The sequence below is a fragment of the Streptomyces sp. NPDC058470 genome, assembly GCF_042721055.1.
In the GTDB taxonomy this organism is placed as follows: domain Bacteria; phylum Actinomycetota; class Actinomycetes; order Streptomycetales; family Streptomycetaceae; genus Streptomyces.
On sequence record NZ_JBHXMF010000016.1, the window covers coordinates 1 to 21,741 of the forward strand.

27 protein-coding genes and 1 tRNA gene are annotated in these 21,741 nt (G+C 68.5%); 12 read left to right on the forward strand and 16 right to left on the reverse strand.

The window, feature by feature from the left end; genetic code table 11:
• The first annotated feature begins 165 nt into the window (after window positions 1-165).
• Window positions 166-762 (forward strand): HdeD family acid-resistance protein, encoded by a 597-nt coding sequence (locus ACFWP7_RS13990; RefSeq protein ID WP_384381039.1) that lies wholly within the window; start codon window positions 166-168, stop codon window positions 760-762.
• Between the two features lie 189 nt (window positions 763-951).
• On the forward strand, window positions 952-1,089 hold the full coding sequence (locus tag ACFWP7_RS13995; RefSeq protein WP_384381042.1) for a hypothetical protein: 138 nt from the start codon (window positions 952-954) through the stop codon (window positions 1,087-1,089).
• A 78-nt stretch (window positions 1,090-1,167) separates the two neighbouring features.
• Here the strand turns inward: ACFWP7_RS13995 and ACFWP7_RS14000 are convergent, their stop codons facing one another.
• On the reverse strand, window positions 1,168-2,874 hold the full coding sequence (locus ACFWP7_RS14000; protein ID WP_384381045.1) for a helicase HerA-like domain-containing protein: 1,707 nt from the start codon (window positions 2,872-2,874) through the stop codon (window positions 1,168-1,170).
• 105 nt (window positions 2,875-2,979) lie between these two features.
• Between ACFWP7_RS14000 and ACFWP7_RS14005 the strand changes: the two genes are divergently transcribed.
• Both ACFWP7_RS14005 and ACFWP7_RS14010 read left to right on the forward strand, forming a co-directional pair.
• Window positions 2,980-3,276 (forward strand): type II toxin-antitoxin system VapB family antitoxin, encoded by a 297-nt coding sequence (locus tag ACFWP7_RS14005; RefSeq protein ID WP_003999914.1) that lies wholly within the window; start codon window positions 2,980-2,982, stop codon window positions 3,274-3,276.
• A 114-nt stretch (window positions 3,277-3,390) separates the two neighbouring features.
• Window positions 3,391-4,035 carry a LytR C-terminal domain-containing protein gene (locus tag ACFWP7_RS14010; RefSeq protein WP_384381296.1) on the forward strand — a complete coding sequence of 215 codons (645 nt, stop codon included), beginning with the start codon at window positions 3,391-3,393 and terminating at the stop codon, window positions 4,033-4,035.
• 30 nt (window positions 4,036-4,065) lie between these two features.
• Here ACFWP7_RS14010 and upp read toward each other — a convergent pair whose 3' ends face one another.
• Window positions 4,066-4,701, reverse strand: coding sequence for a uracil phosphoribosyltransferase (gene upp, locus ACFWP7_RS14015; RefSeq protein WP_384381048.1), 636 nt, complete (start codon window positions 4,699-4,701; stop codon window positions 4,066-4,068).
• Window positions 4,702-4,839: 138 nt separating this feature from the next.
• Between upp and ACFWP7_RS14020 the strand changes: the two genes are divergently transcribed.
• The 4 genes from ACFWP7_RS14020 to ACFWP7_RS14035 all read left to right on the forward strand — a co-directional run bounded on the left by ACFWP7_RS14020 (window position 4,840) and on the right by ACFWP7_RS14035 (window position 6,685).
• Window positions 4,840-5,022 carry a hypothetical protein gene (locus ACFWP7_RS14020; RefSeq protein ID WP_384381051.1) on the forward strand — a complete coding sequence of 61 codons (183 nt, stop codon included), beginning with the start codon at window positions 4,840-4,842 and terminating at the stop codon, window positions 5,020-5,022.
• A 393-nt stretch (window positions 5,023-5,415) separates the two neighbouring features.
• Entirely contained in the window at window positions 5,416-5,967 is a 552-nt protein-coding gene (locus ACFWP7_RS14025) for a hypothetical protein (RefSeq protein ID WP_384381054.1), read from the forward strand.
• Between the two features lie 82 nt (window positions 5,968-6,049).
• Window positions 6,050-6,481, forward strand: coding sequence for a tRNA adenosine(34) deaminase TadA (tadA, locus tag ACFWP7_RS14030; RefSeq protein ID WP_384381298.1), 432 nt, complete (start codon window positions 6,050-6,052; stop codon window positions 6,479-6,481).
• A gap of 119 nt (window positions 6,482-6,600) precedes the next feature.
• Window positions 6,601-6,685, forward strand: a tRNA-Ser gene (locus ACFWP7_RS14035).
• A 66-nt stretch (window positions 6,686-6,751) separates the two neighbouring features.
• Here ACFWP7_RS14035 and ACFWP7_RS14040 read toward each other — a convergent pair.
• The 13 genes from ACFWP7_RS14040 to ACFWP7_RS14100 all read right to left on the reverse strand — a co-directional run bounded on the left by ACFWP7_RS14040 (window position 6,752) and on the right by ACFWP7_RS14100 (window position 17,190).
• Complete coding sequence (locus tag ACFWP7_RS14040) at window positions 6,752-7,345, reverse strand: hypothetical protein (RefSeq protein WP_384381057.1); 594 nt, start codon at window positions 7,343-7,345, stop codon at window positions 6,752-6,754.
• Window positions 7,346-7,437: 92 nt separating this feature from the next.
• Window positions 7,438-8,724 carry a tyrosine-type recombinase/integrase gene (locus tag ACFWP7_RS14045; RefSeq protein ID WP_384381060.1) on the reverse strand — a complete coding sequence of 429 codons (1,287 nt, stop codon included), beginning with the start codon at window positions 8,722-8,724 and terminating at the stop codon, window positions 7,438-7,440.
• An 11-nt stretch (window positions 8,725-8,735) separates the two neighbouring features.
• The gene (locus ACFWP7_RS14050; protein ID WP_384381063.1) at window positions 8,736-8,972 is read right to left on the reverse strand and encodes a helix-turn-helix domain-containing protein; all 237 of its coding nucleotides are present in this window, start codon (window positions 8,970-8,972) and stop codon (window positions 8,736-8,738) included.
• Between the two features lie 228 nt (window positions 8,973-9,200).
• Window positions 9,201-10,367 (reverse strand): DUF3631 domain-containing protein, encoded by a 1,167-nt coding sequence (locus tag ACFWP7_RS14055; RefSeq protein ID WP_384381066.1) that lies wholly within the window; start codon window positions 10,365-10,367, stop codon window positions 9,201-9,203.
• Window positions 10,364-10,717, reverse strand: a complete 354-nt coding sequence (locus ACFWP7_RS14060; protein ID WP_384381069.1) for a hypothetical protein — start codon at window positions 10,715-10,717, stop codon at window positions 10,364-10,366. Before ACFWP7_RS14060 ends, ACFWP7_RS14055 begins: the two co-directional genes overlap by 4 nt.
• Window positions 10,714-11,610: a bifunctional DNA primase/polymerase gene (locus ACFWP7_RS14065; protein WP_384381072.1), complete on the reverse strand. Its 897-nt coding sequence runs from the start codon at window positions 11,608-11,610 to the stop codon at window positions 10,714-10,716. Before ACFWP7_RS14065 ends, ACFWP7_RS14060 begins: the two co-directional genes overlap by 4 nt.
• Before the next feature lie 161 nt (window positions 11,611-11,771).
• A complete protein-coding gene (locus ACFWP7_RS14070; RefSeq protein ID WP_384381075.1) occupies window positions 11,772-12,374 on the reverse strand; it encodes a hypothetical protein in 603 nt (200 codons plus the stop codon).
• A 10-nt stretch (window positions 12,375-12,384) separates the two neighbouring features.
• Window positions 12,385-12,573: a hypothetical protein gene (locus tag ACFWP7_RS14075; RefSeq protein WP_384381078.1), complete on the reverse strand. Its 189-nt coding sequence runs from the start codon at window positions 12,571-12,573 to the stop codon at window positions 12,385-12,387.
• 33 nt (window positions 12,574-12,606) lie between these two features.
• Window positions 12,607-12,861 carry a hypothetical protein gene (locus ACFWP7_RS14080; RefSeq protein ID WP_384381079.1) on the reverse strand — a complete coding sequence of 85 codons (255 nt, stop codon included), beginning with the start codon at window positions 12,859-12,861 and terminating at the stop codon, window positions 12,607-12,609.
• A gap of 140 nt (window positions 12,862-13,001) precedes the next feature.
• Window positions 13,002-15,233: a cell division protein FtsK gene (locus ACFWP7_RS14085; RefSeq protein WP_384381081.1), complete on the reverse strand. Its 2,232-nt coding sequence runs from the start codon at window positions 15,231-15,233 to the stop codon at window positions 13,002-13,004.
• A 306-nt stretch (window positions 15,234-15,539) separates the two neighbouring features.
• Window positions 15,540-15,923, reverse strand: coding sequence for an RRQRL motif-containing zinc-binding protein (locus ACFWP7_RS14090; RefSeq protein ID WP_384381083.1), 384 nt, complete (start codon window positions 15,921-15,923; stop codon window positions 15,540-15,542).
• Entirely contained in the window at window positions 15,923-16,906 is a 984-nt protein-coding gene (locus ACFWP7_RS14095) for a DUF2637 domain-containing protein (protein ID WP_384381085.1), read from the reverse strand. The genes ACFWP7_RS14090 and ACFWP7_RS14095 overlap by 1 nt, the downstream gene beginning before the upstream one ends.
• A complete protein-coding gene (locus tag ACFWP7_RS14100; RefSeq protein ID WP_384381087.1) occupies window positions 16,903-17,190 on the reverse strand; it encodes a hypothetical protein in 288 nt (95 codons plus the stop codon). Before ACFWP7_RS14100 ends, ACFWP7_RS14095 begins: the two co-directional genes overlap by 4 nt.
• A gap of 535 nt (window positions 17,191-17,725) precedes the next feature.
• Between ACFWP7_RS14100 and ACFWP7_RS14105 the strand changes: the two genes are divergently transcribed.
• The 4 genes from ACFWP7_RS14105 to ACFWP7_RS14120 all read left to right on the forward strand — a co-directional run bounded on the left by ACFWP7_RS14105 (window position 17,726) and on the right by ACFWP7_RS14120 (window position 20,741).
• The gene (locus tag ACFWP7_RS14105; protein ID WP_384381300.1) at window positions 17,726-18,076 is read left to right on the forward strand and encodes a winged helix-turn-helix domain-containing protein; all 351 of its coding nucleotides are present in this window, start codon (window positions 17,726-17,728) and stop codon (window positions 18,074-18,076) included.
• A gap of 216 nt (window positions 18,077-18,292) precedes the next feature.
• The gene (locus ACFWP7_RS14110) at window positions 18,293-19,309 is read left to right on the forward strand and encodes an AAA family ATPase (protein WP_384381089.1); all 1,017 of its coding nucleotides are present in this window, start codon (window positions 18,293-18,295) and stop codon (window positions 19,307-19,309) included.
• Entirely contained in the window at window positions 19,306-19,893 is a 588-nt protein-coding gene (locus ACFWP7_RS14115; protein WP_384381091.1) for a guanylate kinase, read from the forward strand. The genes ACFWP7_RS14110 and ACFWP7_RS14115 overlap by 4 nt, the downstream gene beginning before the upstream one ends.
• Window positions 19,890-20,741: a DUF1932 domain-containing protein gene (locus ACFWP7_RS14120; protein ID WP_384381093.1), complete on the forward strand. Its 852-nt coding sequence runs from the start codon at window positions 19,890-19,892 to the stop codon at window positions 20,739-20,741. Before ACFWP7_RS14115 ends, ACFWP7_RS14120 begins: the two co-directional genes overlap by 4 nt.
• Here ACFWP7_RS14120 and ACFWP7_RS14125 read toward each other — a convergent pair.
• A complete protein-coding gene (locus ACFWP7_RS14125) occupies window positions 20,738-21,382 on the reverse strand; it encodes an HAD family hydrolase (RefSeq protein WP_384381095.1) in 645 nt (214 codons plus the stop codon). The genes ACFWP7_RS14120 and ACFWP7_RS14125 overlap by 4 nt on opposite strands.
• Between the last annotated feature and the right edge of the window lie 359 nt (window positions 21,383-21,741).

A 21,741-nucleotide genomic window follows, 5' to 3' on the forward strand; every position in this document is an offset into this window, starting at 1 on the left:
GGGACGTACCGGCACGCCCCCGACCCACCCACCGGACGACCCACGCACCCGCACCGGACGCCCGCACCCGCACCGGACACCGGCACGCACACCGCCCCGCACGCGACATCCACCACTCGGTCCACCCCGGTGGCGACGCCCCCCGAACCGTCCCCAGCATGAGACATGACCGAGGAAAGAGACGCGCCCCCCACCCCCCTCGAAGGCCCCCTGAACCTCCTCACCCGCAGCGCCTGGCAGGCGGTCCTCGCCGCCGGAGTCGCCGCGCTCGCGCTGGGCGTCATGGTGCTGGTCTGGCCGGGCGCCTCGCTCCTCGCCGCAGGCGTCCTCTTCGGCCTCTACCTGCTCTTCAGCGGCGTACTGCAACTGGTCTCCGCCTTCGGCACACACGCGGCGACATCCCTCCGGGTGATGGCGTTCATCAGCGGCGCCCTGTCCATCCTGCTGGGCCTGTTCTGCTTCCGCGGCGCGATGCAGTCGATCCTGCTGCTGGCCCTGTGGATCGGCATCGGCTGGCTGTTCCGCGGCATCACCCAGACCCTCGCCGCCGCCTCCGACCCGGGTGTACCGGCCCGGAGCTGGCAGATCTTCCTCGGGATCGTCAGCTTCCTCGCCGGCATCGTCCTGATCGTGTCGCCCTTCGAGTCGGTCGCCGTCCTCACGCTCGTGGGCGGCCTCTGGCTCCTCGCGGTGGGCATCACCGAGATCGTCACGGCCTTCCGGATCCGCACACTGGCCCACCATGTCCCACGCGCCCTCTGACGGACGACACAACTCTTCGTCGTCAACACGGCACCCGCCCCGTACCCACGCCACCACCGCCTTCCCCCGCCCTGCACGCACTGCGCTGCACGGTCCTGCGCTGCTGAGAGTCCCGGCCTCCGGACGCCTCCGGACGCCTCCGGACCCGTCACCCACTCACTCACTCACCAGCGAACGCAAGGACACCCCATGCCCAAGGACCCCTACGCGGTCCTGCGCGCCCTCCTGCGCGCGGACGCCGTACGCAACGCACCGAAGCCGGCACCCCGTCCGCTTCCGGACGGACAACAGCAGAAAACACCCCCGAAGAAGCCCGAAACCAACTGACCAACGGGAAGCCGGCCGCCCCTCTCACCGAAGGGGGGCGGCCACCCCGGGTCCGTCGCGAAACCCCCGCCGAGGGCCCTACCGCTTCCGCCGAGCCGTCCCGAAAAGCGACCGCGTGATCTCCCGCCCGATCTGCGTCCCCACCGACCGCGCAAGCGACTTGAACATCCCACTGCCGACAACCTGCTCGACAACAGAAGCGTCCGCCCTGGGCTCCTTGGCCCGCCCCTTCTCAGGGGACGACACGGCTTCAGGCGCCGCCGGCTCACGCGCAGCCTCCGCCGCCGTGAGCTTCTCGTACGCGGACTCACGGTCCACCGCCTGCGCGTAGCGCCCGTACAGCGCCGACCCCTTCACCGCCGTGTCGAGGACGCCCGCGTCTACCGGCCCCATCAGGGACTGCGGCGCCCGCAGCCGCGTCACCGCGACCGGCGTCGGCGCGCCCTTCTCGCTGAGCACGGTGATCACGGCCTCGCCGGTGCCGAGGCCGGTGAGGACCTCCTCCAGGTCGTACGGCGAGTTCGGGAAGGTCTTCACCGTGGCCTTCAGCGCCTTCTGGTCGTCGGGCGTGAAGGCGCGCAGGGCGTGCTGGACGCGGTTGCCGAGCTGGCCGAGGACATCGGCGGGGACGTCCTTCGGGGTCTGGGTCACGAAGAAGACGCCGACGCCTTTCGAGCGAATGAGCCGGACGGTCTGCGTGATGGAGTCCAGGAAGGCCTTCGACGCGTCGTTGAAAAGAAGATGGGCCTCGTCGAAGAAGAAGACGAGCTTCGGCTTCTCCGAGTCACCGACCTCAGGAAGGTCGTGGAATAGGTCGGCAAGCAGCCACATCAAAAAGGTCGAGAAGAGCTGCGGCTTGTCCTGCACCTCGGGCAGCTCCAGCACGGACACGACACCCCGCCCGTCCCCCGCCACCCGCAGCAGCTCGCTCGTGTCGAACTCCGGCTCTCCGAAGAAGGGGCTCATGCCCTGCGCCTCGAAGGCGGTGAGGGAGCGCAGGATCACGCCCGCCGTCGCGGTCGAGAGCCCGCCGATTCCCTTCAGCTCCGCCTTGCCCTCGTCCGAGGTCAGGAAGGTGGCGACCGCGCGCAGGTCCTTCAGGTCGACCAGTTCCAGGCCCTTCTGGTCGGCGTAGTGGAAGATCAGGCCGAGCGACTGCTCCTGGGTCTGGTTGAGCTGGAGCACTTTGGAGAGCAGCACCGGTCCGAAGCTCGTGATCGTGGCCCGTACGGGGATGCCGTGCCCCATGCCGCCGAGGGCGTAGAACTCGGCGGGGAAACCGGTCGCCACCCACTCCTGACGTACATCGGCGGCCCGCCCCTGCACCTTGTCGTTCGGGGCGCCGGGCGCCGAGATCCCGGAGACGTCGCCCTTGATGTCGGCGAGGAAGACGGGCACGCCCTGTGCCGACAACTGCTCGGCGACCAGCTGGAGGGTCTTGGTCTTCCCGGTGCCGGTGGCGCCGGCGACCAGTCCGTGCCGGTTCAGCATCGGCAGCGGAATGCGGATCTGTACGTCGGGCAGGCACCGCGCGTCCCAGAGCAGCGCGCCGAGATCGAGGGCGGGCCCCGAGAAGGCATACCCGGAGGCGATCTCCAGCGCCTCCTTGGGGAGGGCGGCGGCGCCACCGACAGCCCCGGAAGAGTCACCGCTCGCCCCGGGAGCCCCACCGCTCACTCCGGGAGCCCCTCCGCCCGTCGCGGGAGCGCTTCCCGCCGTCTGAGCAGCGGCGGCCGCGGGCGCGGTCCCGGCAGTGGCCGGAGGTACGGTCTCGCTGTCACTCATATCAGGCCCCTGTTCCCGGTTTACCCCGATTTAAGGCGTCTTTTCCAGCGTCGCACTCCGTCGCCATGGCTGCGCCCGGAAGGTCTTGACCGGTAGGCTTTCCGTGTGATCTTCAAGCGCATCGGAAACGGCCGGCCGTACCCCGACCACGGCCGGGAAAGCACCCGGCAGTGGGCGGATGTCGCGCCGCGCCCGGTCCGCCTCGATCAGCTGGTGACGACCAAGGGCCAGCTCGACCTGGAAACGCTGCTCGCCGAGGACTCCACGTTCTACGGCGACCTCTTCGCGCACGTCGTGAAGTGGCAGGGCGATCTGTACCTGGAGGACGGCCTGCACCGCGCCGTCCGCGCGGCGCTCCAGCAGCGCCAGGTACTCCACGCACGCGTGCTGGAACTGGACTGACCGACGCTTGTTGACCCTTTTGGGTTGGACTGCGCGCGGGACAATGATCATCTAGTAGTTATCGTCGCCGCGGAGCACTACGCTGCGCCCATGAGCATGCTCACTCCCCCTGGCATGGGCGGCCAGTACCGGATCACGGGGGACAAGTACCCGCGGATGCGCCGACCCCGCGGGCGGCGCAGGCTCGCGTTCCTGGTCGTCGTCACCGTCGCCGCGATAGGGCTGATCGGGTGGGGAACCCTGCAACTCATCGACGTCTTCACGGGCGGCGGTGACAAGGCCGCGGCGGCCGGACCGAAGGCGGACTGCGCGTCGAAGACAAGCCCCTCGGCCACCGCCTCCAGCGCGTCCGCGACCTCCGTCGCCGCCAAGGCACTCCCCAAGCCGGGCCAGATCACCGTGAACGTCTTCAACGCGACGCCCCGCAGCGGGCTCGCCAAGGAGACCGCGGACGAGCTGAAGAAACGCGGCTTCCGGATCGGCGACGTGGGCAACGCGACGGGCGCGTACGACAAGAAGGTCGACGGCGCGGGGATACTGCTCGGCGCGAAGGGCGCGGCCCAGGCCGCGCTGCCGGTGCTGAACACCCAGCTCTCCGGCGCCCAGCTGAAGACCGACGGCCGTACGAAGGCCGATCAGGTCGACCTGATCATCGGCACCGGCTTCAAGAACCTGACAGTGAAGGAGGACGCCGACAAGGCGCTGGCCGTCCTGGCCCAGCCCCAGCCGACGTCCTCCGCCACGAAGAACAGCTGCTGAAGGACGTACACACGGTAGGTACGTACGTACCTACTCGGCAGCCCCGTACATCCGGTCGCCCGCGTCCCCGAGGCCCGGCACGATGTAGCCGTGCTCGTTGAGCCGCTCGTCGACCGACGCGGTCACGACCGTCACCGGTGCGCCCGCCAGCTCGCGCTCCATGAACTCGACGCCCTCGGGGGCGGCCAGGAGCACCACGGCGGTGACGTCGTCGGCGCCGCGCTTGATCAGTTCGTGGATCGCCGCGACGAGGGTGCCGCCGGTGGCCAGCATCGGGTCAAGGACGTACACCTGGCGCCCGGAGAGGTCGTCCGGCATGCGGGTCGCGTACGTGGACGCCTGGAGCGTCTCCTCGTCGCGCACCATGCCCAGGAAGCCCACCTCGGCGGTCGGCAGCAGCCGCACCATGCCGTCGAGCATGCCGAGGCCGGCCCGCAGGATCGGCACGACGAGCGGGCGCGGGTAGGAGAGCCTGACGCCGGTGGTCGGGGAGACCGGGGTCACGATGTCGACCTGCTCCGTGCGCACGTCCCGGGTGGCCTCGTAGGCGAGCAGAGTGACCAGCTCGTCGGCGAGCCGCCGGAAGGTCGCGGAGTCGGTGCGCTGGTCGCGCAGAGTGGTGAGCTTATGGGCGACCAGGGGGTGGTCGACGACGTGGAGACGCATGTCCACAACAGTAACCGGGCTCCGGGCGCCCGCCACTGCCCCACCGGACACCGTCCCACCCTCCCCTTGACCCGTCCGCTGGCATCAAACCGCCCATCAGGGGGAAAGTGGGAGGGACGGACCTGGGGTGGTGAGCCTGTGCGAGACCGGGAAGAGGAGTTCCCCGAGCGGCTGGAGACGGACGCCGAGCGCCGCCGACGCCGCGCCCAGTTCCTCCGCGACCTGGCCGAGGCGCGCGAACTGCGCGACCGCGTCCAGCCCCGCCGCGCCAAGACCGCCCGCATGCGCCACGCCATGCGTATGCGCACGTTCCGCTGGTGACCACGCGGTCGTGCCGGTAGCCGCCCGCGCCGCGCGCACACCGTCCGCCGACAGCCCCGCGAGGTGCTTGCGCGCCTCTCACCCCCAGCCGCACCATGTGCTTGCGCGCCCTTCACCGGCAACCACGCCGTGCGGGTGCGCGACATCCGCCGGCGACCCGTCCACGCGCCGCCCACGCCGTGAGGGCGGGGAGGTGCGTACGTGGTGCCGACGGCCGCGTACGATCCGCTGTTAGCGATCAAAAGAGGCAGACACAGCAGGCCGAAGACGTCCCCTGAGGGCTCTGTTTCTGCCACGATTCCGAGTGGGTGGGACTCGGAGAAACGCGCCCCGCCCACAGCCTCCGCCGGGGGGACCCCCAACCGGCACGCCTATGACAGTGGGAGAGTCACGGTGTACTTCGCCGCACTGCTCGCGCGCACCGAAGACGGGTGGGAAGCGAGCGACACAGAGCTGGACGATGTGGAGACCCTGTCGGATCTGACCGATCTGGCCCGTGAGGCCTCGGAGGAGGCCGACACGGTACTCGTACTCATCGAGCAGGAGGACGCGTGGTTCGGCGTCCTCCGCCTGGACGGTGAGGAGGACCCTCGTATCTACGTCTCGGACGCCGCTGCGGCTGCCCGCAGCTCGTACGGCGAGATCCTGCTCACGGACGAACTGCTCGGAAGGGAGCCCGGCGACGACGATGTCGCCGACCTCGACTCCCTGGACCTGGACGGCACCGAGGACGGTGAGCCCGACAACGAAAACGACTCCGACGAGGAGGACGAGGAAACCGGCGCCTCCGGCGAGACCGTGTCGCACAGCCCCGTCGGGGACCGCGACATCCTCGCCGATCTCGGTGTCAGCGAGAAGGAACTGCTCGCCCTGGACGAAGGCGACGCGCTCAGCACGATCGCCGACTCGCTGGGAGCGGCGGAGGTTCTGGAGACCGTCCGTTAGCTTCCTCGGTTAGGTTCCCCTGGTGAGCACTGCCAAGGAGACCCCTCAACCCGATCCCGTGCGCGACCGCTGGCGGGCCGCGATGCGGCTCGCCCTGGACGAGGCCCAGCTCGCCGTCCGGGGCGGGGATGTTCCCGTCGGCGCCGTCGTACTGTCCACGGACGGTACGACGGTGCTCGCGACCGGGCACAACGAGCGCGAGGCGACCGGCGATCCGACGGCGCACGCCGAGGTCCTCGCGCTCCGCAGGGCCGCCGCCAAACTGGGCGAATGGCGGCTGTCCGGCTGCACGCTCGTCGTCACCCTGGAGCCCTGCGTCATGTGCGCGGGCGCGCTCGTGCAGTCCAGGGTGGACCGGGTCGTCTACGGCGCCCGCGACGAGAAGGCCGGCGCGGCCGGCTCCCTCTGGGACCTGGTCCGCGACCGCAGGCTCAATCACCGCCCCGAGGTGATCGAGGGCGTCCTCGCCGACGAGTGCGCACACCTACTCACCGACTTCTTCCGCGACCGCTGACCCTGCCCGACGAGCCCCCGATACGTCGCCGATACGTCTCCAATACGCCCCCGATGAGTCCCCGGGAGTACGGGAAACGGATTTCGGAGCACGCCCCACCTTGGGGTAGGGTCTCTCTCGGTAGCGTGTCCGAGCGGCCGAAGGAGCTCGCCTCGAAAGCGAGTGTGGCGCAAGTCACCGAGGGTTCAAATCCCTCCGCTACCGCAGGTAGACGAAGGGCCCGATCCATCAGGATCGGGCCCTTCGTGCTGCTCCGTCTCAATTCCCGTCTCAGTTGGGGCGCGAGACGACGCCATTGCCCTGCAAGGACTCGCTCACAGCATCAATCAGGTTGCTGTGTGCACCTCCGATTGCATACCTCTGCTGCTCCTCACGAGCCCGCCACCCGGCCCTGGTTTCGTCGCTCGCCGTCATGATGCCGTCAGCCCACTCCTGAATCCCTTCGTGGTACTCCTCGACCAACTGCCAGAGGTCACGCGCCGCCTGATGCACCCGAGCGGGCCCGAGGAGACGGAGGGGGAAGTACGCCGTCCGAATCTCGTTCACGCCCGTGCGATAGGCGCTCCAGGCATCGGTTGATGCCTCGATCTCCAGGTCGAACATGCGCGTGACATTGGATGCGGCAATGGTGAACCTGTCGTACACCTCAAGCATGAGGGCCGCCGCACGCTTCCTCTCGTCGCGCAACCAGTGGTCGTGCTGAGCACGTTCTTGGGTCCGCGCCTGTTCGATCGTCGCGCGCGCCGTGGTCTCGGCACCTATACGCGCCCCACGGACCGCGGCCAGTCCACCCATAGCTGCGCCGCCAAGCGCCCCGACCAGCCCCGCGCCCGCTGCCACTAACGCCACCAGTCCTTCGTCCATGACGGCAGGATGCAAGGCCGGGGACCGGATGCGCACGAATCTCGGCAGGTTGGGCCGCACCCCTCATGAAGGACTGCGGCCCACAGCCGCCCTTAACCAGCCCGCACGAGCTTCCCAGCGGCCCCATCGTCATCATCGTCCGAGCGGTCATCGCTCGACTTCCACAAGAGTCCGTCGACCTGCCGCGCGACGTTGGTGCGGACCGTGTCGACCATGTGCTGATACCTCGCGGCCATGGCCGTTGACGACCAACCCATGAGGCCCATGACGGCGCGCTCGGAGACTCCGAGGATCAACAGGACCGTAGCCGCGGTGTGCCGGGCATCGTGCAGGCGGCTGTCTCGTACCTTCGCGTCCCGCAACAGCTCCTTCCAGTCGTCGTAATCCGTGCGGGGCGAGGTTCCGCGACCGGTCTCGGTCGCGAAGAGCCAGCCCTCATCCGTCCACTTGTCGCCTGCCTCCAGGCGCTCGGCTTCCTGCTTGGTCCGGTGCGTGCGCAGCAAGTCCACAAGCTGTGCAGGAAGCCCGACCGCTCGTCGGCCAGCACGAGACTTCGTGTCCGCAGTCTCCGGGTTGGTCCGCTGACGCTGCGGGCAGTACCCGGCTTTCCTCCCGCAGGTGTCGCCGCATCCGTGGGCATAGCGGGGGCGCCGACGGCTCCGACGGACCATCAGAACGCCCCGGTCCAGGTCCACATCCGTCCACTTGAGTCCGAGCGCCTCACCCTGCCGAAGTCCCAGAGCGAGGGCCACGGCCCAACGTGCGGAGTTCCTGCGCTCGTCGGCCGCTCGAAGCAGCCTCTGCACGTCTTCCACGGGGTACGGCTCGACTTCCTGCTCTCGTACGCGGGGTGCCTTGGCCAGTCGTACGGGGTTCTGCCCAAGGTGGCCACGTCGGACCGCCTCATTCAGCGCGGTGCGGAACGTGCGATGGATCTGGTGAATCGTTCCGGCCTTACGGCCGTTGGCCTGCATGGTCCCGTAGAAGTGCTCGATGTGCTCGGGCTTCAGCCTGTCGAGCCTGTGGGCCCCGAGACCGGGAATCAGGTGCTTCCGTACGGCGACGCCGTAGCCCACCATCGTGTTCTCGTTCACTCCGAGCGGGGCGATGTTGTCGACCCAGTGCGTCAGCCATGTCTTGACCGTCCAAGGCTTGCCCGGCTTCCGCATGGTCTTGGCGTCACGCTGCCGCTCCAACTCGCGGACGGCGTCGGTCACCTCGGCTCGGGTCTTGCGTTCAACGTGCCGGCGGTCGGGACTGCCGTCGTCGCGAATGCCGACGGTGACACGGCCGTGCCATTTCCCGTCCTTGCCAAGGTAGATGGACGATCGGCCGTTGGGCTGGCGGGTGCGCTTCGTGCTGTCGTTCTCTTCTGCCATGGGCGTACTCCTCAGGCGGCGGCTATCGAGGCGGTGGGGCGGTGGGTCTTGCGGCGGCGCGCGACGTACTCAGGTACGGCGTCGACGGGCACCCTGCGGAGGTGGCCGACAGTGATGGACTCCAGCTCTCCGGAGCTGATGAGCCGGTAGCAGACGGTCCGGCCGATGCGGAGGCGTCGCGCGGCTTCCTCGACGGTGAGCAGAACCAGAGTGGGATCGATGGAGTCGGTGAGCTGAACCGGATCCATGCGGTGTCTTCTCCTCAGGGAGGACGCGGGGGCGATCGGGGCCCCCTTCCTGTCAGGTCCGCTACTTCCGCTACCTCCGCTACCGCCCTGGTCAGGGGCATGATCGAGGTAGCGGATAGGGGTAGCGGTAGCGGATGAATCCGCTACCGGCCCCGGGCGGTGTCGCGGGACCGGTAGCGGATGGGGTGGTGCGGGTAGCGGATAAATCCGGGCTTGCCGCTACCTTTTCTAGGCCTCTGACCTGCCCGGTAGCGGAGGTAGCGGAAGTAGCGGACTCTCAGGGGGTGGGGGGCAGTACCGCTCCCACGCGTCGTGCAAGTCCGCGGCGTAGTAGCCCTTCATCACGCTGCCGCCCGCCTTGATGTTCCGCGCTGTGACCGGGGTGTTGTCGGCCGTCATGTACTCGCGCAGCATCCGCGCCAGTCCGCGGGCATCGAGAGGCTTGCCGCTCATGTCCGCCCACGGCGCCTCTTCGAGGCTGTGGAGGCGGTCAAGGACAGCGACGGTGGGCAGGCGGTCGATGCCGTTGAACACGGCATCGCGCAGGTCCGTCAGCAGGCGGATGCCGATGCTGCCCTTGTCCCCGACCTTGGCCGCGTTGACCAGTTCCACGCACGCCGCGCGGGCGCGCTCCGGCCATTCGCCCCCGGCAGCATCCGCCACGGCGAGCAGGGGCTCCCACACGTCTGCGGGACGATCGGTGACCTCCGGCGGCAGCACAGGAAACACTCCGTCGACCAAATGCCGTACGGATTCCGCCCAGTTGGCGAGCCGGTCGCGCAGCGCGTTGCCTTCCTTCTCGTGGATGCGCTGCCGGTAGGGCTCCACGCGCTCGTTCCGTGCGCGGCGGCGCATGCGGATGATGACGGAGCGGGTCAGGATCGTGTCCGGCAGTGAGCCGAGCCCTGCCATGGCCACCGCGCAGTACGACGGGAACTCCTGCACCTGCTGATTGGCTCCGTCCCCGACGCAGCGCCACATGCCCACTCCGCGACGGTGTCCGGCGTTCAGGAAGCCCCGCAACGGCTCGTTGTCTCCGGCCTTCGGCCCGAACACGGTGTCCACTTCGTCGAAGAGGATCGTGGGGCGGGTCTCCAGGGTGGACACGGCGCGGAAGAGCACCGAGGCGGATGCGTTGGCCGCAACGAGCGGCTTGGGCACCAGGGTCTCGATGATTTCCAGGGCTCGCGACTTCCCCGAGCCGGGTTCCGGAGAGAGGAACGCGATCCTCGGAGTGGCGTCGAAGGAGTCGAGCAGGTGAGCGTGCGCGTTCCACAGCGTGACGGCGACGTAAGCGGCTTCGAGGGGGAAGACGTTGAAGCGTCGATGGAAGGCTTCGACCTCATCGAGCAGGGCCGAGCCGTCGGTGGGGTGTGCCGGCGCATTGGTGGTCATGCCGCGGCCCTCCCTTCCTGGGTGGTGCGGAGCGGGCATTCATCGCGGTGGGCGGTGTGATCGTCGATCAGAGCGAGCACGCGGGCTTTGCCGACGGCACTGCGGTCACGGCCGCACAGGCACTTCGAGGTGGCGGTGGGCACGGCGCCGCGCGGTGCGGCGATGCGCAGCCACGCGACGGGATACCGGCCGTCGCCCTGCTGCGGTTGAGAACGAAGAGCTGAAATGACGCCTTCGGCGCCGCCCTTCGGCTCGCCCACGGCCGGACCGGGCGCGGCGTGTGCGGCGGCACGCAGATCGGAGGGAGTGGAGGGGAGGCTCTTCAGTTGGAGGTGGGGAGGGGTGCTCATGCCGTCCGCCTCTGCTGATTGCGGGCAACAGACCAGTTCAGACCGCTGCGGATGGTGGAGCGACACTGAGACGACGGCAGTCCGATGCACTCCCCCGCCGACTGAAGAGCGTCCTCGACCACCGATCGCGGAAGGTCGCCCCACGCGATGAACCGCCCCAGGGCTCGCGCCGCCCGGAGCAGGGTGGCGTTGCGCTCGCCCTCCGGGGCCTCCCGCACGGACGCGGTTTCGGCGTTCAGGCCCGCTGTGGCGTAGCTGGAGGCGCGAGCCGAGGACGGCACGGCCGTTAGTACCCGAGAAGCCTGACGAGGCGTCAGGAGTGCGTACAGCCAATCCGGCAGCGGCAGGGGTGCGGTGTTGTCGACGACCGCGTACGTGCCAGCGAGGGTGGTGCTGCCGGGAGCGACGACGTAGCCGCCCCACGCTCGGGTGTCGATGTGCTTGCCGAGCCGTCCGGCCGTGTTGCCGATCCGGACGCCGGGCGGGGTCGTGAAGTACAGGTGGAACCCGCCGCTTGCGGTCCGCACCGTGCGGGTGGTGGGGATGGCCTGTCCGGCGCGCTCGCAGAGCGCCGCAAAGGTCGTCACGCCGGAAGGCGTGTCCGCACTGCTCTTGCTCTGGCGCTTGGGCATGTCGAGGTCGACGACGACCAACCCGGACGGACCGGTCGCGATACCCACGTTGAACGGCAGCGACGCCCACGCACGGCGGATCCGGTCCGGGTCGACAGTGGCGCGCTCTTCCCACTTACGGTGACCGCCCGCGCAGTCCCCGATCCCGGGGCAGTACTCCGCGCCGTGCAGCGCGGGCCGCTTGTCGCGGAGGCGCAGCGGGAAGACCGCCCATCCCTGCTCGGCAGCGTCCAGCGCGGCGTACAGAAAGTGGCTGTTCATGCAGCCACCCCCGGCACGCTCGATGGGGTGGCGTAAGCCGGGCGGCCCTCGCCGTATGGCATTCGTTGGGTCATGCTGGATGTCTCCTGATCTGTCATAAGGGGCAGGCGGGAGCCGAGGCGGTCGCGGCTTGTGGTGAGAGGCGACCGCCTCGGGCGTAGCTAGGCCGCGTCGCGGCGTTCGGGCAGTTCCGGCAGGCCCGCGGACTCCAGGGCCCTGGGGTCGAAGCCGGGCAGCATCGCGCGGGCGGTGAGTGCCTGCGCGAGGGATTCGGCGTAAGCGGCGCCGGTACGGGCCACCTCAACCTGGGTGGTGCCGCGGATGGTTTCCACGCGCTCGATGTGCACGCGTTCCTCGCGGCGGTCGCTCACGTGCCGCTCGTAGGTGACGCGGTCGCGGCGGTCGGTACGCCAGTACCGGGCGGCGAGCCCGTAGGCGCCCGCGGTGGCCACCGACCACAGCAGCAGGGGCAGGGGCAGGCCGTCTGCGTATCCGGCGACGCCTGCGAACGCGAGCGCCCCGGAGGCCGCGAACGCGGTTCCCGCGATCACGGGGTCTCCGGCGCGGCCAACGCTCGCGCAGGCGCCGGCCGCTGCGGCGGCGAGGGAGAGCGCGGTCATCAACACGGCGTTGCCGAGGCTGTGTTCGGCGCCGTTGGCGTTCCAGATCCGCGCCAGGATCAGCACAGTGGAAGTGGCCAGCGCGGGCGCGGCTTTGGGGGTGATGTGGGCGAGCCAGTGGCGCGCCACGATCTGTTCGTTCACGGCCTGGTCCTCACAGTTGCTGGATGGCGTCGATGACGGCGGTGGTCAGGTCGGTGATGGGTCCGGCCGCGCCGGTGGAGGCGAGGAAGAACCCGAAGCCGGTCGCGATGAACGCGGAGCCGTAGCCGAGGGACTTGCCGCGCAGCAGGAAGAACAGGACCAGGCCGAAGAGCAGGACCAGGGAGACGGTCACGGCCACGTCAAGCTCCTTTCGGATCGGGGGTGTTGGGGGTCAGTCGGTGGTGCCCGCGCGGTAGGTGCGGGCCCACAGGTTGTAGAGGTGGCGGCCGACGCGTATGCGCTTGCCGGTGGCCTTGCAGCGGCGGCAGTCCTTGCCGCGCTTCATGCGGCCCTTGCGGTCCGTCTTCATCGCGAAGCCCCACCCGTTGCACTTGCGGCAGTTGCCGAACGGCGAGACGGCACACAGACCGCTGTAACCGAGGGTGAACAGCAGGAGCAGGACGCTAGCGGCGAACGCAGGGGTCATCTGAGGCCTCCAGAGCCTGTTTCAGGGTGTGCGAGGGGAAGGCCACTAGGTACTAGCGGCCTGATCAGGTGCGATATGGGGTGCTAGCGGTGCCGCTAGACCTAGCGGGGTGTCCTGCTAGGTCTAGCGGCGAGATCCACTCAGCCCGCGTCCCGGTTCCCGTCACGCTCCGCAACAGCGGTGGTGATTCGGGCGCGTTCGATGCCGCGCCGGTTGGCGCCCTTGCCGGACTCCGTCTTGCCCCACACCTGGCCCGTGGCAATGCCGTAGGGCTTCAGGGCGGCGGCGAGTCCCTCCGCGTCCCAGCCGCCGTAGACCTCCGGGCGCAGCTCCGCAAGTCGTCCGACGATGGTCTCCGACCACGCCTTGGGCTCCTCGGCCGGAACGACCGCGAGGATGTCGGCGAGCAGGTCGTACCCGGCGCCCTCGTCCACGCTCGGCTCCTCGCCCAGCGCGTGGCCGGACAGGGTGCCCGCGGCTTCACGGAGCTTGCGGGCGCGGGCGGCGATGCTCTCCGCGTTGGGTGCGTCCACGTACACCGAGCCGACGATGCGGGCGTCCGAGCCTTCACCGACGAAGTAGTGGATGCCCTTGTCACCCCAGCTGAACATGGTGGCCCGCACACCCCGCTTGTAGGCGGACGTGCCGAGCACCATGTCGTTCTCCAACTGCCCCATGACCTTTAGGCAGAACCGGGCGGACGCGTTCGCGGAGATGCCCGTGGGCAGTGCCTTCGCGTCCGGCCGCTGCGTCGCCAGGAGCAGCACGATTCCGGTGGCCGGACCGCGTTTGACTAGGTCGGTGCAGATCTCTTCGAGTTCCTTGCCGTACTTCTCGTGCTCGAACCAGACCTGGCACTCATCCACCCCGACCACGATCGGGTGCAACCCCAGCGACTTCCTGTTGGCCAGCTCGGACGTCACCTTGGACTCGGGGCAGATGTCCCGCGGCAGGGAGCGGATCACCTTGGCTCGCCTGCGCAGTTCCTCGCGCAGCGCGCGCAGGTCACGCACCGCGTACTCGATGTCCTCCTCTTCGTCGCCTGCGCGGTGGCGGTGGGCGACGCGCTCTCCGACCGGGTCAAGGTCACCGGTGCCCTTGAGGTCGTAGGTGTGCAGCTCCGCCCGCGGGTCCAGTGCCGCGATCAGCAGGAGCAGGCGGAGCAGGAAGGTCTTGCCCATACGCGGGATCGCGCCGATGACGGCCGCGATGTACATGAGCGTGATCTCGACCCAGCGTCCGCGCTGGTCGGTGCCGAACGCGACCGGCTTGAACAGGTCCGTACTCCCGGACTTGAGCAGCGGCCACGCGGGCTTCCGTGCCTTGGACATGTCCTGATCTCCGACCCACAGCACCAGATGCCCGGTGTGCTGGTCCGGTACCGCTTCGGGCCACACGCAGCCCAGCGGGCGGCGCAGACCGGAGGCGAGCCGGTCGCGCCGCTCGATCACGTCGGTGACCGTGACGCCGTAGGGGAGGTTCCCCTCGGCTCGCCAGCCGGGTCCGTCGCGGGTGATGGGGGCGGTGAATTCGAACCCGTCCCGTCCCTTGCCCTGGGCCTGGTTGATGGAGGGAATGCCGAGCGAGCCGAGTGCCCGCAGGACGATGTCCGAGGTGAGTTTGACCGCCTTGGGCAGTTCCACCGCCCGGTGGATGACCGGGTCATCGGCTTTGCGTCCGGCGACCCCGAGCGCCATCGTGACCGCGCCGACCGACACGGCCTGAAGCCAGCCGGGGGCGAGCACGTAGAGGGCGAGCGCGGAGCCGAGCCCGATGAACATCGCCAGCACACCCACGAGGGTGCGCAGTCGGACCCGTCCGTCGCGCTGCCGCGACAGCTTCAGGTACTCGGCAGCATCCTCACGCCGGACCGCGGCGAGGCGGACCGGCTCGCCCTCGCGGTCGGCCACCCACCGCATCGCACCGCCCACGAACTTTGCGGCGCCCGACGGCGCTTGGAGCGTGAGGCGGGCGGCGTAGACCGGAGCGCGCAGCGCGTGATAGCCGACCGAGTGGGCGTAGTGCCGGGCAACCCATCCGGTGGCGGTCTTCAGCTCCGCGGCCGACTTGAGCCAGACCGGAACGACCGCGCGGCGCTGCGCGGCGAGCAGCCGACCGAGGTAGCCCGGACCGGTCGCTTTCGCGGTCGGGAGGTCGACCATGACGCGTGCGGTCGGGTCGCCCGACTCGGCAGCCGACCGGTCCGGCGCGGAGTCGGCCGTCGGGTCGGCGTCGGGTCGGGTGGTCGGGTCGGGCGACTCGCCGCGCGCCGACCGCGCCTTGTCGAGGTCGACTACCTCGCCCCCGGAGTCGGGGGCCATCTCGGCTTCGAGTCGGTTGAAGAGTTCGTTGTCGTCGTCGGGGTGCTTCACTGACAGTTCCTTCCGCTTTCGGGTGTGAGGAGGAGCGGGCCCGACCGTCGCTGTAGGAGGTGAGCGGTCGGGCCTGTTGAACGGCTGATGGCGCGTAACTCTTGCTTGGTTCGGGTGGCACCACTACGCCAAAACGTGGCCATAACGTGGCCACTTTCTAGGGACTGGATGAGCTGCGACTTCGATATTTCGTCCCGATTCGCGTTCTTCGTGCCGTGGCAGAACGCGGGAAAGTGGCGACAAGGTGGCCAAGACTTGAGCGGCGTGTCGCCTTGACGCCCAGTCCCAGCGGATGTGGAGGCCGGTTCAGGCGACGCGCTGTTCCTCGGTGACTAGGCACAGACCGCAGATGCCGTACGAGCGCGGAATGCAGTACCCGAGGTCCAGCAGGCAGCGGGGGCAGGTACGTCGGGCGAGCATCGCCAGCGCGAGCGCGCCCCACTTGCGGGAGGTCATCGGCCGGACCGGCTTGGCCTGGTCAACCCAGTAGAGGTAGCCGACCCGCACGCCCCCGGCTCGCCGGTTGACCCGCATCACTTGTGCCGCGATCGGCTGTCCTCCCGGACGTAAGCCCCGGGCACGGAGCTGACGGCGGGTGGCCAACCCCTCCGGCGCCAAGCGCCACGGGTAGGTGGGTATGCCGTGCATCGCGCCGGTCGGGTCATAGCATTTGCCGTATGCCGCGGACATCACGCCGCCGCCTCTGCGGGCTCGTCCACGGAGTGCAGCGGACGACCTGCGCGCTCGGACTTCAACGCGTCGCGCAGCTTGCGGGCGTTGGCAGCCGAGCAGTGCACCGCCGTACGGATGGCCTCCGCGTTCAGCTCCACGTCCACCCACGGAGCGGTGACCGTGCGCGCCTCCGTGAGCAGGTCCTCGAAGGTGCGCTGCACCGCGCCCTTGGCTTTGGTCGTGGACTGTCGGCGCGGGCGCGCCTTGGGTGCGGCGGGTTGTGCCTGCGCTTTCGCCACGGGGCGCGGTGCGGGGGTGTCCTGTTCGGTGGCGGGGGCGAGTTCACCCAGGCGCAGCATCACGCGTTCGCGCCGCGGGGTCTTGGAGCGCCAGCGCCGTCCGTGCGTCTCGCGCAGGTCCGCGCGGGCCAACTGCCGTTCCTTCTCCAGCGCCAGGGCCGCGCTGTAGGAGGTGACCTCCCACAGCGTCATGCGCCGCCACAGCGCGAACGTGGACGGGAACGCCAGGAGCCAGCGGGAGAACCGGATCTTCTCCATACGGCGACCGGTGGCCGCGCCGATCCGGACGGCGTAGATGTGCGCGCCGATCTCGGAGAAGACGACCCACAGCAGCGGCATTGTGCCGTGCGCGACCTTGGCCGACAGGGAGTGTCCGGCCGCGACGTTCAGTCCGCACGTGATGAGCGTGAGGACCCAGGGCACGAACCGCACCCAGGCCAGCGCCATGTCCATCCGGATCAACAGCAGGTTGGCGACGGTGAACACCGGGATGGACACATCGATACCGACCGGGAGCATCCACGGGGAGCTGAAGCCCCAGGTGGCAGCCGCCTCGGACACGGCGTCGAAGGAAGAGATCAGACCGAGCGCGCCGACTCCGGCCGCGGCGAGCGCGCCGATACCGGCGAGACCCAGCTCCGGCTTCGTCAGCGGCGGCACCCCAGACGCGGGCGCCTCGGGGGCGGGGGTCGTGGTCGTCATGCCGCCACCCCCTTGCGCACCGTGCGGCGGCGGGTGGGGCGGGTCAGCGGGATGACGTCGAACAGGTCCGGGTTGTCCTCGATGACCTGAGCGGCCATGCGGATCAGGTCATCGGGCAGGTTCGGGGTGTCGGAGAGGATGTCGCGCGCCGCGTCCTCACGGGCAGCGCGCTCTTCGTCACTCTCGCCCTCGACCCCGAGCCACAGTTCCACCGGGGTGCCGAGCGCGAGTTCCGCGAAGTCCTCGGGGGAGATGGCCTGTTGACGGCCGATGTACGTACGCATAGATCTCTCCTGATGTCAGCAGGGGCAGGCAAGATCCGGGGTGGTCGTGGCCTGGTGGTGAGAGGCGACCGCCTCGGACGGGAAGCCCCGACCGCGTCCGCGGTCGGGGGAAGTGCCTCGGGCCGGTTTCGATCCGGCGCCCTCGCGGCTGGATACCGAGGCTGTGATGCGTACTTCAGATCAATGCCAGTCACCGCCCCGTGGGGCGGATCCGGGCAGGTCACCCGGCCCGACATGGGTGGTCGGGATGGTGACCTGCACCCATCGACCGCACGTGTTCATGCGGCTGGGTCGGCACTCTGTTGAGTTGTCCACAGCGCGGTGTCCGGGCCTTGCCTTCCGGGCGCTGCACAGCAGGTTTCACGCGGCACCACCCCTGGGAGGGGGCTGAGCGCCTCGCTTGACTCTGCCTCAGAGTGCACTGTGTGGCAGAGTCAGTCAAGTCCCCTTGCGGAACAAGCGATGGGGGAGACTGGTTCTCTCTCTGCCGCTTGGGCACTATGAGGCAGAGACCAGGAAGAGACTTGGGGTGCAGATGGTCGAGTGGACCGGAAAATTCGCCTATCAGCAGGTCGCGGACGATCTACGGCGGAGGATCGCGGCCGGCGAATTCACGGAGACCGGCAGGCTGCCGTCGCTCGCCGACCTTCAGGCGGCCTACGGCGTCACCATCACCGTGGCGCGCGAGGCAATCCGACGACTCACGTCCGAGGGACTCGCAGTGAGCCACCAGGGCAAGGGCGCTTTCCTGACGGCCGACTCCACGGCGGCCGCGAAACTCACGGATCCGAGCCAGGTCGTTGCCGAACTGCGCAACGAGGTCGACAAGCTCCGCACCGAAGTCGGGGAACTGCGTGAGCGCGTCGCGACGCTCGAAGGTAGCTGAGAGTCGGGCTGTTGTGGCTGCGTAGCGATGCATGAGCACCTCCCGTTCGGATGTGCTCTAGTTCACTCTCGCGGCCCAAGAATCGGTATCACGTTCCACTACCTGAGAAGTTCTCAGCGGTTTTATACATCCGCTTACACATCCGCTATCACGAATTTCCACAGGCCTAGTCGAGCCGCTACACTCGCGGCTCGACTAGCTATCTAGGAGGGGCAGATGGCTCGGCAGCATCCAGATTGGAAGCCCGATCTCTTGCGTATGCACAGGGAGGAAATAGGGCTGACATTGGAAGACACTGGAGAGAAACTTCGCGAAATTGCGGAGCGTCACGGCTTCAATATTGCCGCGAACTTCCAAACAATCTGGGGCCATGAGAAGGGTTCGGTCTATCCCGGTCCGCATTATCGCCGGGCATATTGCCGTCTCTATCATTGCAATGAGGCCCAACTAGGCTTCCGTCGAGCCCTGCCCGGAGAGGATGCCCCTGTGGAATCCGTCCCGGTACCCACATCAGTTGACCGAAAGATCCCCGATCAGCGGAACGCAGTTCGGCACGCACTCAGCAGCATCCGAGAAGGTACCGCCGATGTTGACAGTGAGGCCCTATACAGCCGCGTGATTGATGCGTGGAGCCGACGCACCGCAGGGGGAAGCCTCGATGGTCCCTCCGTCGTGTTGGTTGGCGGGTACGCCGGGTCTGGTAAATCCGAGTTCGCCAAGTTCCTCGGAGGGATCACAGGCTGGCCCATCCTCGACAAGGATTCGCTTACGCGGCCGCTTGTGGACCAACTCCTGGTTGCTCTCGGAGGGGAGGCCCACGACCGCACCTCCGAGCTATACCGCGAGAAGGTACGGCCGCTCGAATATCGCTGCCTTATGGAAGCCGCTTGGGACAACGTGGATTGCGGAACCTCCACCATCCTCGATGCCCCATTTATTTCCGAATTCTCGCAAGCAGACTGGATGCAGCGATTCCAGAATCGTTGCCGCTCTAAGCGAGTCTCGGTAGCAACCATATGGGTCGAGTGCGATGCCGATTCAATGCGCGAGTACATCGAATTCCGAGGTGCAGCCCGCGACGCGTGGAAGATGGAGGCGTGGGAGGAATACGTCTCAGGGCTTGACCTGACGATGCGCCCCCAGGGACCCCATTACGTCGTAGACAACCGACTTGGCGCCGCTGTGGCTCTTGTCGATGAAGCCAGGGATGTACTGAGCGGAGGTGGGCTGTGAGCGCTTCCGGCGTCATCCTCTACGGGCCTCCGGGCTCCGGAAAGGACACGCTGACCGCTGAGCTCTCGCTCTTGCGGCCGGAGTTCACGCTCTTCCAGCGGCTCAAGGCCGGTATCGGGCGGACTACGGGCTACCGGATCACAACTGCTCGCCACATTGAGGAGTTGGCGCGTGCCGGCGAACTCCTCTACCGGAACGACCGATACGGCTCTGAGTACGCCATCGACCGCGGCGAGGTTTCCGCGCTTGTCGACTCCGGGCGCATCCCGGTCTTCCACATGGGTCAGGTCGCCGGAGCCCGCGCGGTCGCGGCCTACCCCATGAATTGGGTGCGGGTGCTCCTATGGTGCTCCGAAGACGTGACGCGCCAGCGCTGCCGGGGGCGCGGAGATAAGGACGTGGACTCTCGACTCAAGGTCTGGCACGAGACCCGGCAGGATCTTTTGGACCACGCGGCGGAGCCCTGGTCGCTCATCATCAGAACCGACCGGGGCAGCGCGGGCCAGGCAGCGCAGGCCATCGACGAAGCACGGTTGGCCGGCACACCTGCCGAAGTGCGCGATATCCGTGGGCTCGTCGGATGACCGTCGTCGGAGTTCTGCACCCGGGCAGCATGGGCGCCGCGGTGGCAGCACAGGCCGGGGTCAACGGAGCCGAAGTTCTGTGGTGCCCGGCAGGCCGCAGCTCCGCAACCAAGGAACGGGCCCAGAGACATGGCCTCACAACAGCAAGCGACCTTGGCGAACTGACAGAGCGAGCGGACGTCATCCTCAGCATCTGCCCTCCGGCGTACGCGGAAGACGTCGCAGTCGAGGTCTCCGCACACTCGTTCACGGGGATCTACGTGGATGGCAACGCCATCTCTCCGGCCAGCATGGCGCGCGTCCACGCCGTCGTGAGCCGCACCGGGGCGACTGTCGTCGATGGCTCCCTCATCGGCTCGCCCCCTTCCGCCCCGAAGTCCACTCGCCTGTACCTCTCTGGCCCGGCGGACGCGCTGACCCCTGTGGCGTCGCTCTTCACCGGAACGGCCGTGCAGGCGCACTCACTGCCCGGCGGCATCGGACGCGCTTCCGCGCTGAAGCTGTCGTACAGCAGCTACCAGAAGGCGAGCCGTGTCCTTGCCGCGGTCGCGTATGCCCTCGCCAAGGACTACGGAGTAGAAGGGGAGCTACTCGACATCTCGCAGGGCCGCACGACCAACTACCTCGCGGAGACGGCCTACATCCCGAAGGTGGCCGCACGGTCATGGCGCTGGGGCCCTGAAATGGGCGAGGTGGCCGACGCCCTGCGGGAAGCCGGGCTCCCCACCGATCTGGCAGAGGCGTCAGCCGCGGTCATGAGCCGATGGGATGACCTCAGGGACTCATCCCTGAGCACTCCCGAGGCGCTCGCCCAGCTCCACGATTCGCCGGATGACGAGCCCGGCTAGCCCACCGCCGCTTGCATCATCTCGATGGCCTCCGCAACGCTCTGCACCACAAGGTCGGGCTCACGGGGGTCATCGCTCCATGTACGGCTATTGGCCACCCACGCCGTGCGAAGTCCCGCCGCGCGGCCCCCTTCTATATCCGTCTCACGCCCGTCCCCGACCATCCACCCTCCGGCGCCGAGCTGGACGCCACACAACATGGCGGCAGCCTCGAAATGCTCGTACGCCGGTTTCCTGGCCCCGATCTCCTCCGAGACCCCGATCCCGTCGAACAACGGCACGAGCCCAGTCGCGGCGAGCTTGGCCCGCTGGATATCCGCCGCGCCGTTCGTCGCGATGCCGAGCGTCCACCCCGAACCGCGCAGCGCTTCGAGCCCCTCCCGCGCCCCCGGAAAAGCACACACCGACCGCGCGACACCATCGACGTACTCGCGCCAGAGGTCGCCCGGGTCGTCGCTGAGCCCGAGCGCCTCCCGTAGATGGACGAAGTCCGCTGGATAGGCCCGTTCCCGGAGCCGCTCACAGATGACGGACTCCGCTCCCCCGGGCAGTCGTCGCGATCGCACGAAGCTGCGAGCCCAGTCCTCCAGGCCCCCGCGTCGGTCAATCAAGGTGTTGTCGAGGTCGAAAAGCGCCAGCACACGGCGACGCTATGCGACGGGACAGGCCTTAACGCCTTGGGGGGCACAACTGTCGTGCTGGCCCCGCTTGTGCCTCCATCGCTAACCGTGGGCGACGGGGGGGCGAGTCTACTGACGCCCGCGCCGCTCCCGAGCACCCCAATGCTCGGGAGAGGCTCTGCGCTCCCGAGCACTCATGGGCTCGGGAGCCGCGCTGTAGCCAGTGCCTTCAGCTCTCTGGCTCAGCCACTCCTGGGCCACCTCGTCCAGCACGCTCTTCAAGAGGCCCGCTAGTCTTCTCGCTTCAAAGCCGTCCATTGCTCGGCTGCTTGCTCGTCAGCACCATGCCTCTGAGGGGGCTCTTCAAGCTGTCCACCCGC

Bases quoted from the DNA above. Each gene is read 5' to 3' on its own strand.
- ACFWP7_RS14110 (WP_384381089.1), top strand. From the start codon at position 18,293: ATGGCTCGGCAGCATCCAGATTGGAAGCCCGATCTCTTGCGTATGCAC.
- ACFWP7_RS14045 (WP_384381060.1), bottom strand. From the start codon at position 8,724: ATGGCAGAAGAGAACGACAGCACGAAGCGCACCCGCCAGCCCAACGGC.
- ACFWP7_RS14090 (WP_384381083.1), bottom strand. From the start codon at position 15,923: ATGTCCGCGGCATACGGCAAATGCTATGACCCGACCGGCGCGATGCAC.
- ACFWP7_RS14095 (WP_384381085.1), bottom strand. From the start codon at position 16,906: ATGACGACCACGACCCCCGCCCCCGAGGCGCCCGCGTCTGGGGTGCCG.
- ACFWP7_RS13990 (WP_384381039.1), top strand. From the start codon at position 166: ATGACCGAGGAAAGAGACGCGCCCCCCACCCCCCTCGAAGGCCCCCTG.
- ACFWP7_RS14000 (WP_384381045.1), bottom strand. From the start codon at position 2,874: ATGAGTGACAGCGAGACCGTACCTCCGGCCACTGCCGGGACCGCGCCC.
- tadA (WP_384381298.1), top strand. From the start codon at position 6,050: ATGCGGCTCGCCCTGGACGAGGCCCAGCTCGCCGTCCGGGGCGGGGAT.
- ACFWP7_RS14060 (WP_384381069.1), bottom strand. From the start codon at position 10,717: ATGAGCACCCCTCCCCACCTCCAACTGAAGAGCCTCCCCTCCACTCCC.
- ACFWP7_RS14105 (WP_384381300.1), top strand. From the start codon at position 17,726: ATGGTCGAGTGGACCGGAAAATTCGCCTATCAGCAGGTCGCGGACGAT.
- ACFWP7_RS14100 (WP_384381087.1), bottom strand. From the start codon at position 17,190: ATGCGTACGTACATCGGCCGTCAACAGGCCATCTCCCCCGAGGACTTC.
- upp (WP_384381048.1), bottom strand. From the start codon at position 4,701: ATGCGTCTCCACGTCGTCGACCACCCCCTGGTCGCCCATAAGCTCACC.
- ACFWP7_RS14065 (WP_384381072.1), bottom strand. From the start codon at position 11,610: ATGAACAGCCACTTTCTGTACGCCGCGCTGGACGCTGCCGAGCAGGGA.
- ACFWP7_RS13995 (WP_384381042.1), top strand. From the start codon at position 952: ATGCCCAAGGACCCCTACGCGGTCCTGCGCGCCCTCCTGCGCGCGGAC.
- ACFWP7_RS14040 (WP_384381057.1), bottom strand. From the start codon at position 7,345: ATGGACGAAGGACTGGTGGCGTTAGTGGCAGCGGGCGCGGGGCTGGTC.
- ACFWP7_RS14010 (WP_384381296.1), top strand. From the start codon at position 3,391: ATGGGCGGCCAGTACCGGATCACGGGGGACAAGTACCCGCGGATGCGC.
- ACFWP7_RS14080 (WP_384381079.1), bottom strand. From the start codon at position 12,861: ATGACCCCTGCGTTCGCCGCTAGCGTCCTGCTCCTGCTGTTCACCCTC.
- ACFWP7_RS14050 (WP_384381063.1), bottom strand. From the start codon at position 8,972: ATGGATCCGGTTCAGCTCACCGACTCCATCGATCCCACTCTGGTTCTG.
- ACFWP7_RS14055 (WP_384381066.1), bottom strand. From the start codon at position 10,367: ATGACCACCAATGCGCCGGCACACCCCACCGACGGCTCGGCCCTGCTC.
- ACFWP7_RS14120 (WP_384381093.1), top strand. From the start codon at position 19,890: ATGACCGTCGTCGGAGTTCTGCACCCGGGCAGCATGGGCGCCGCGGTG.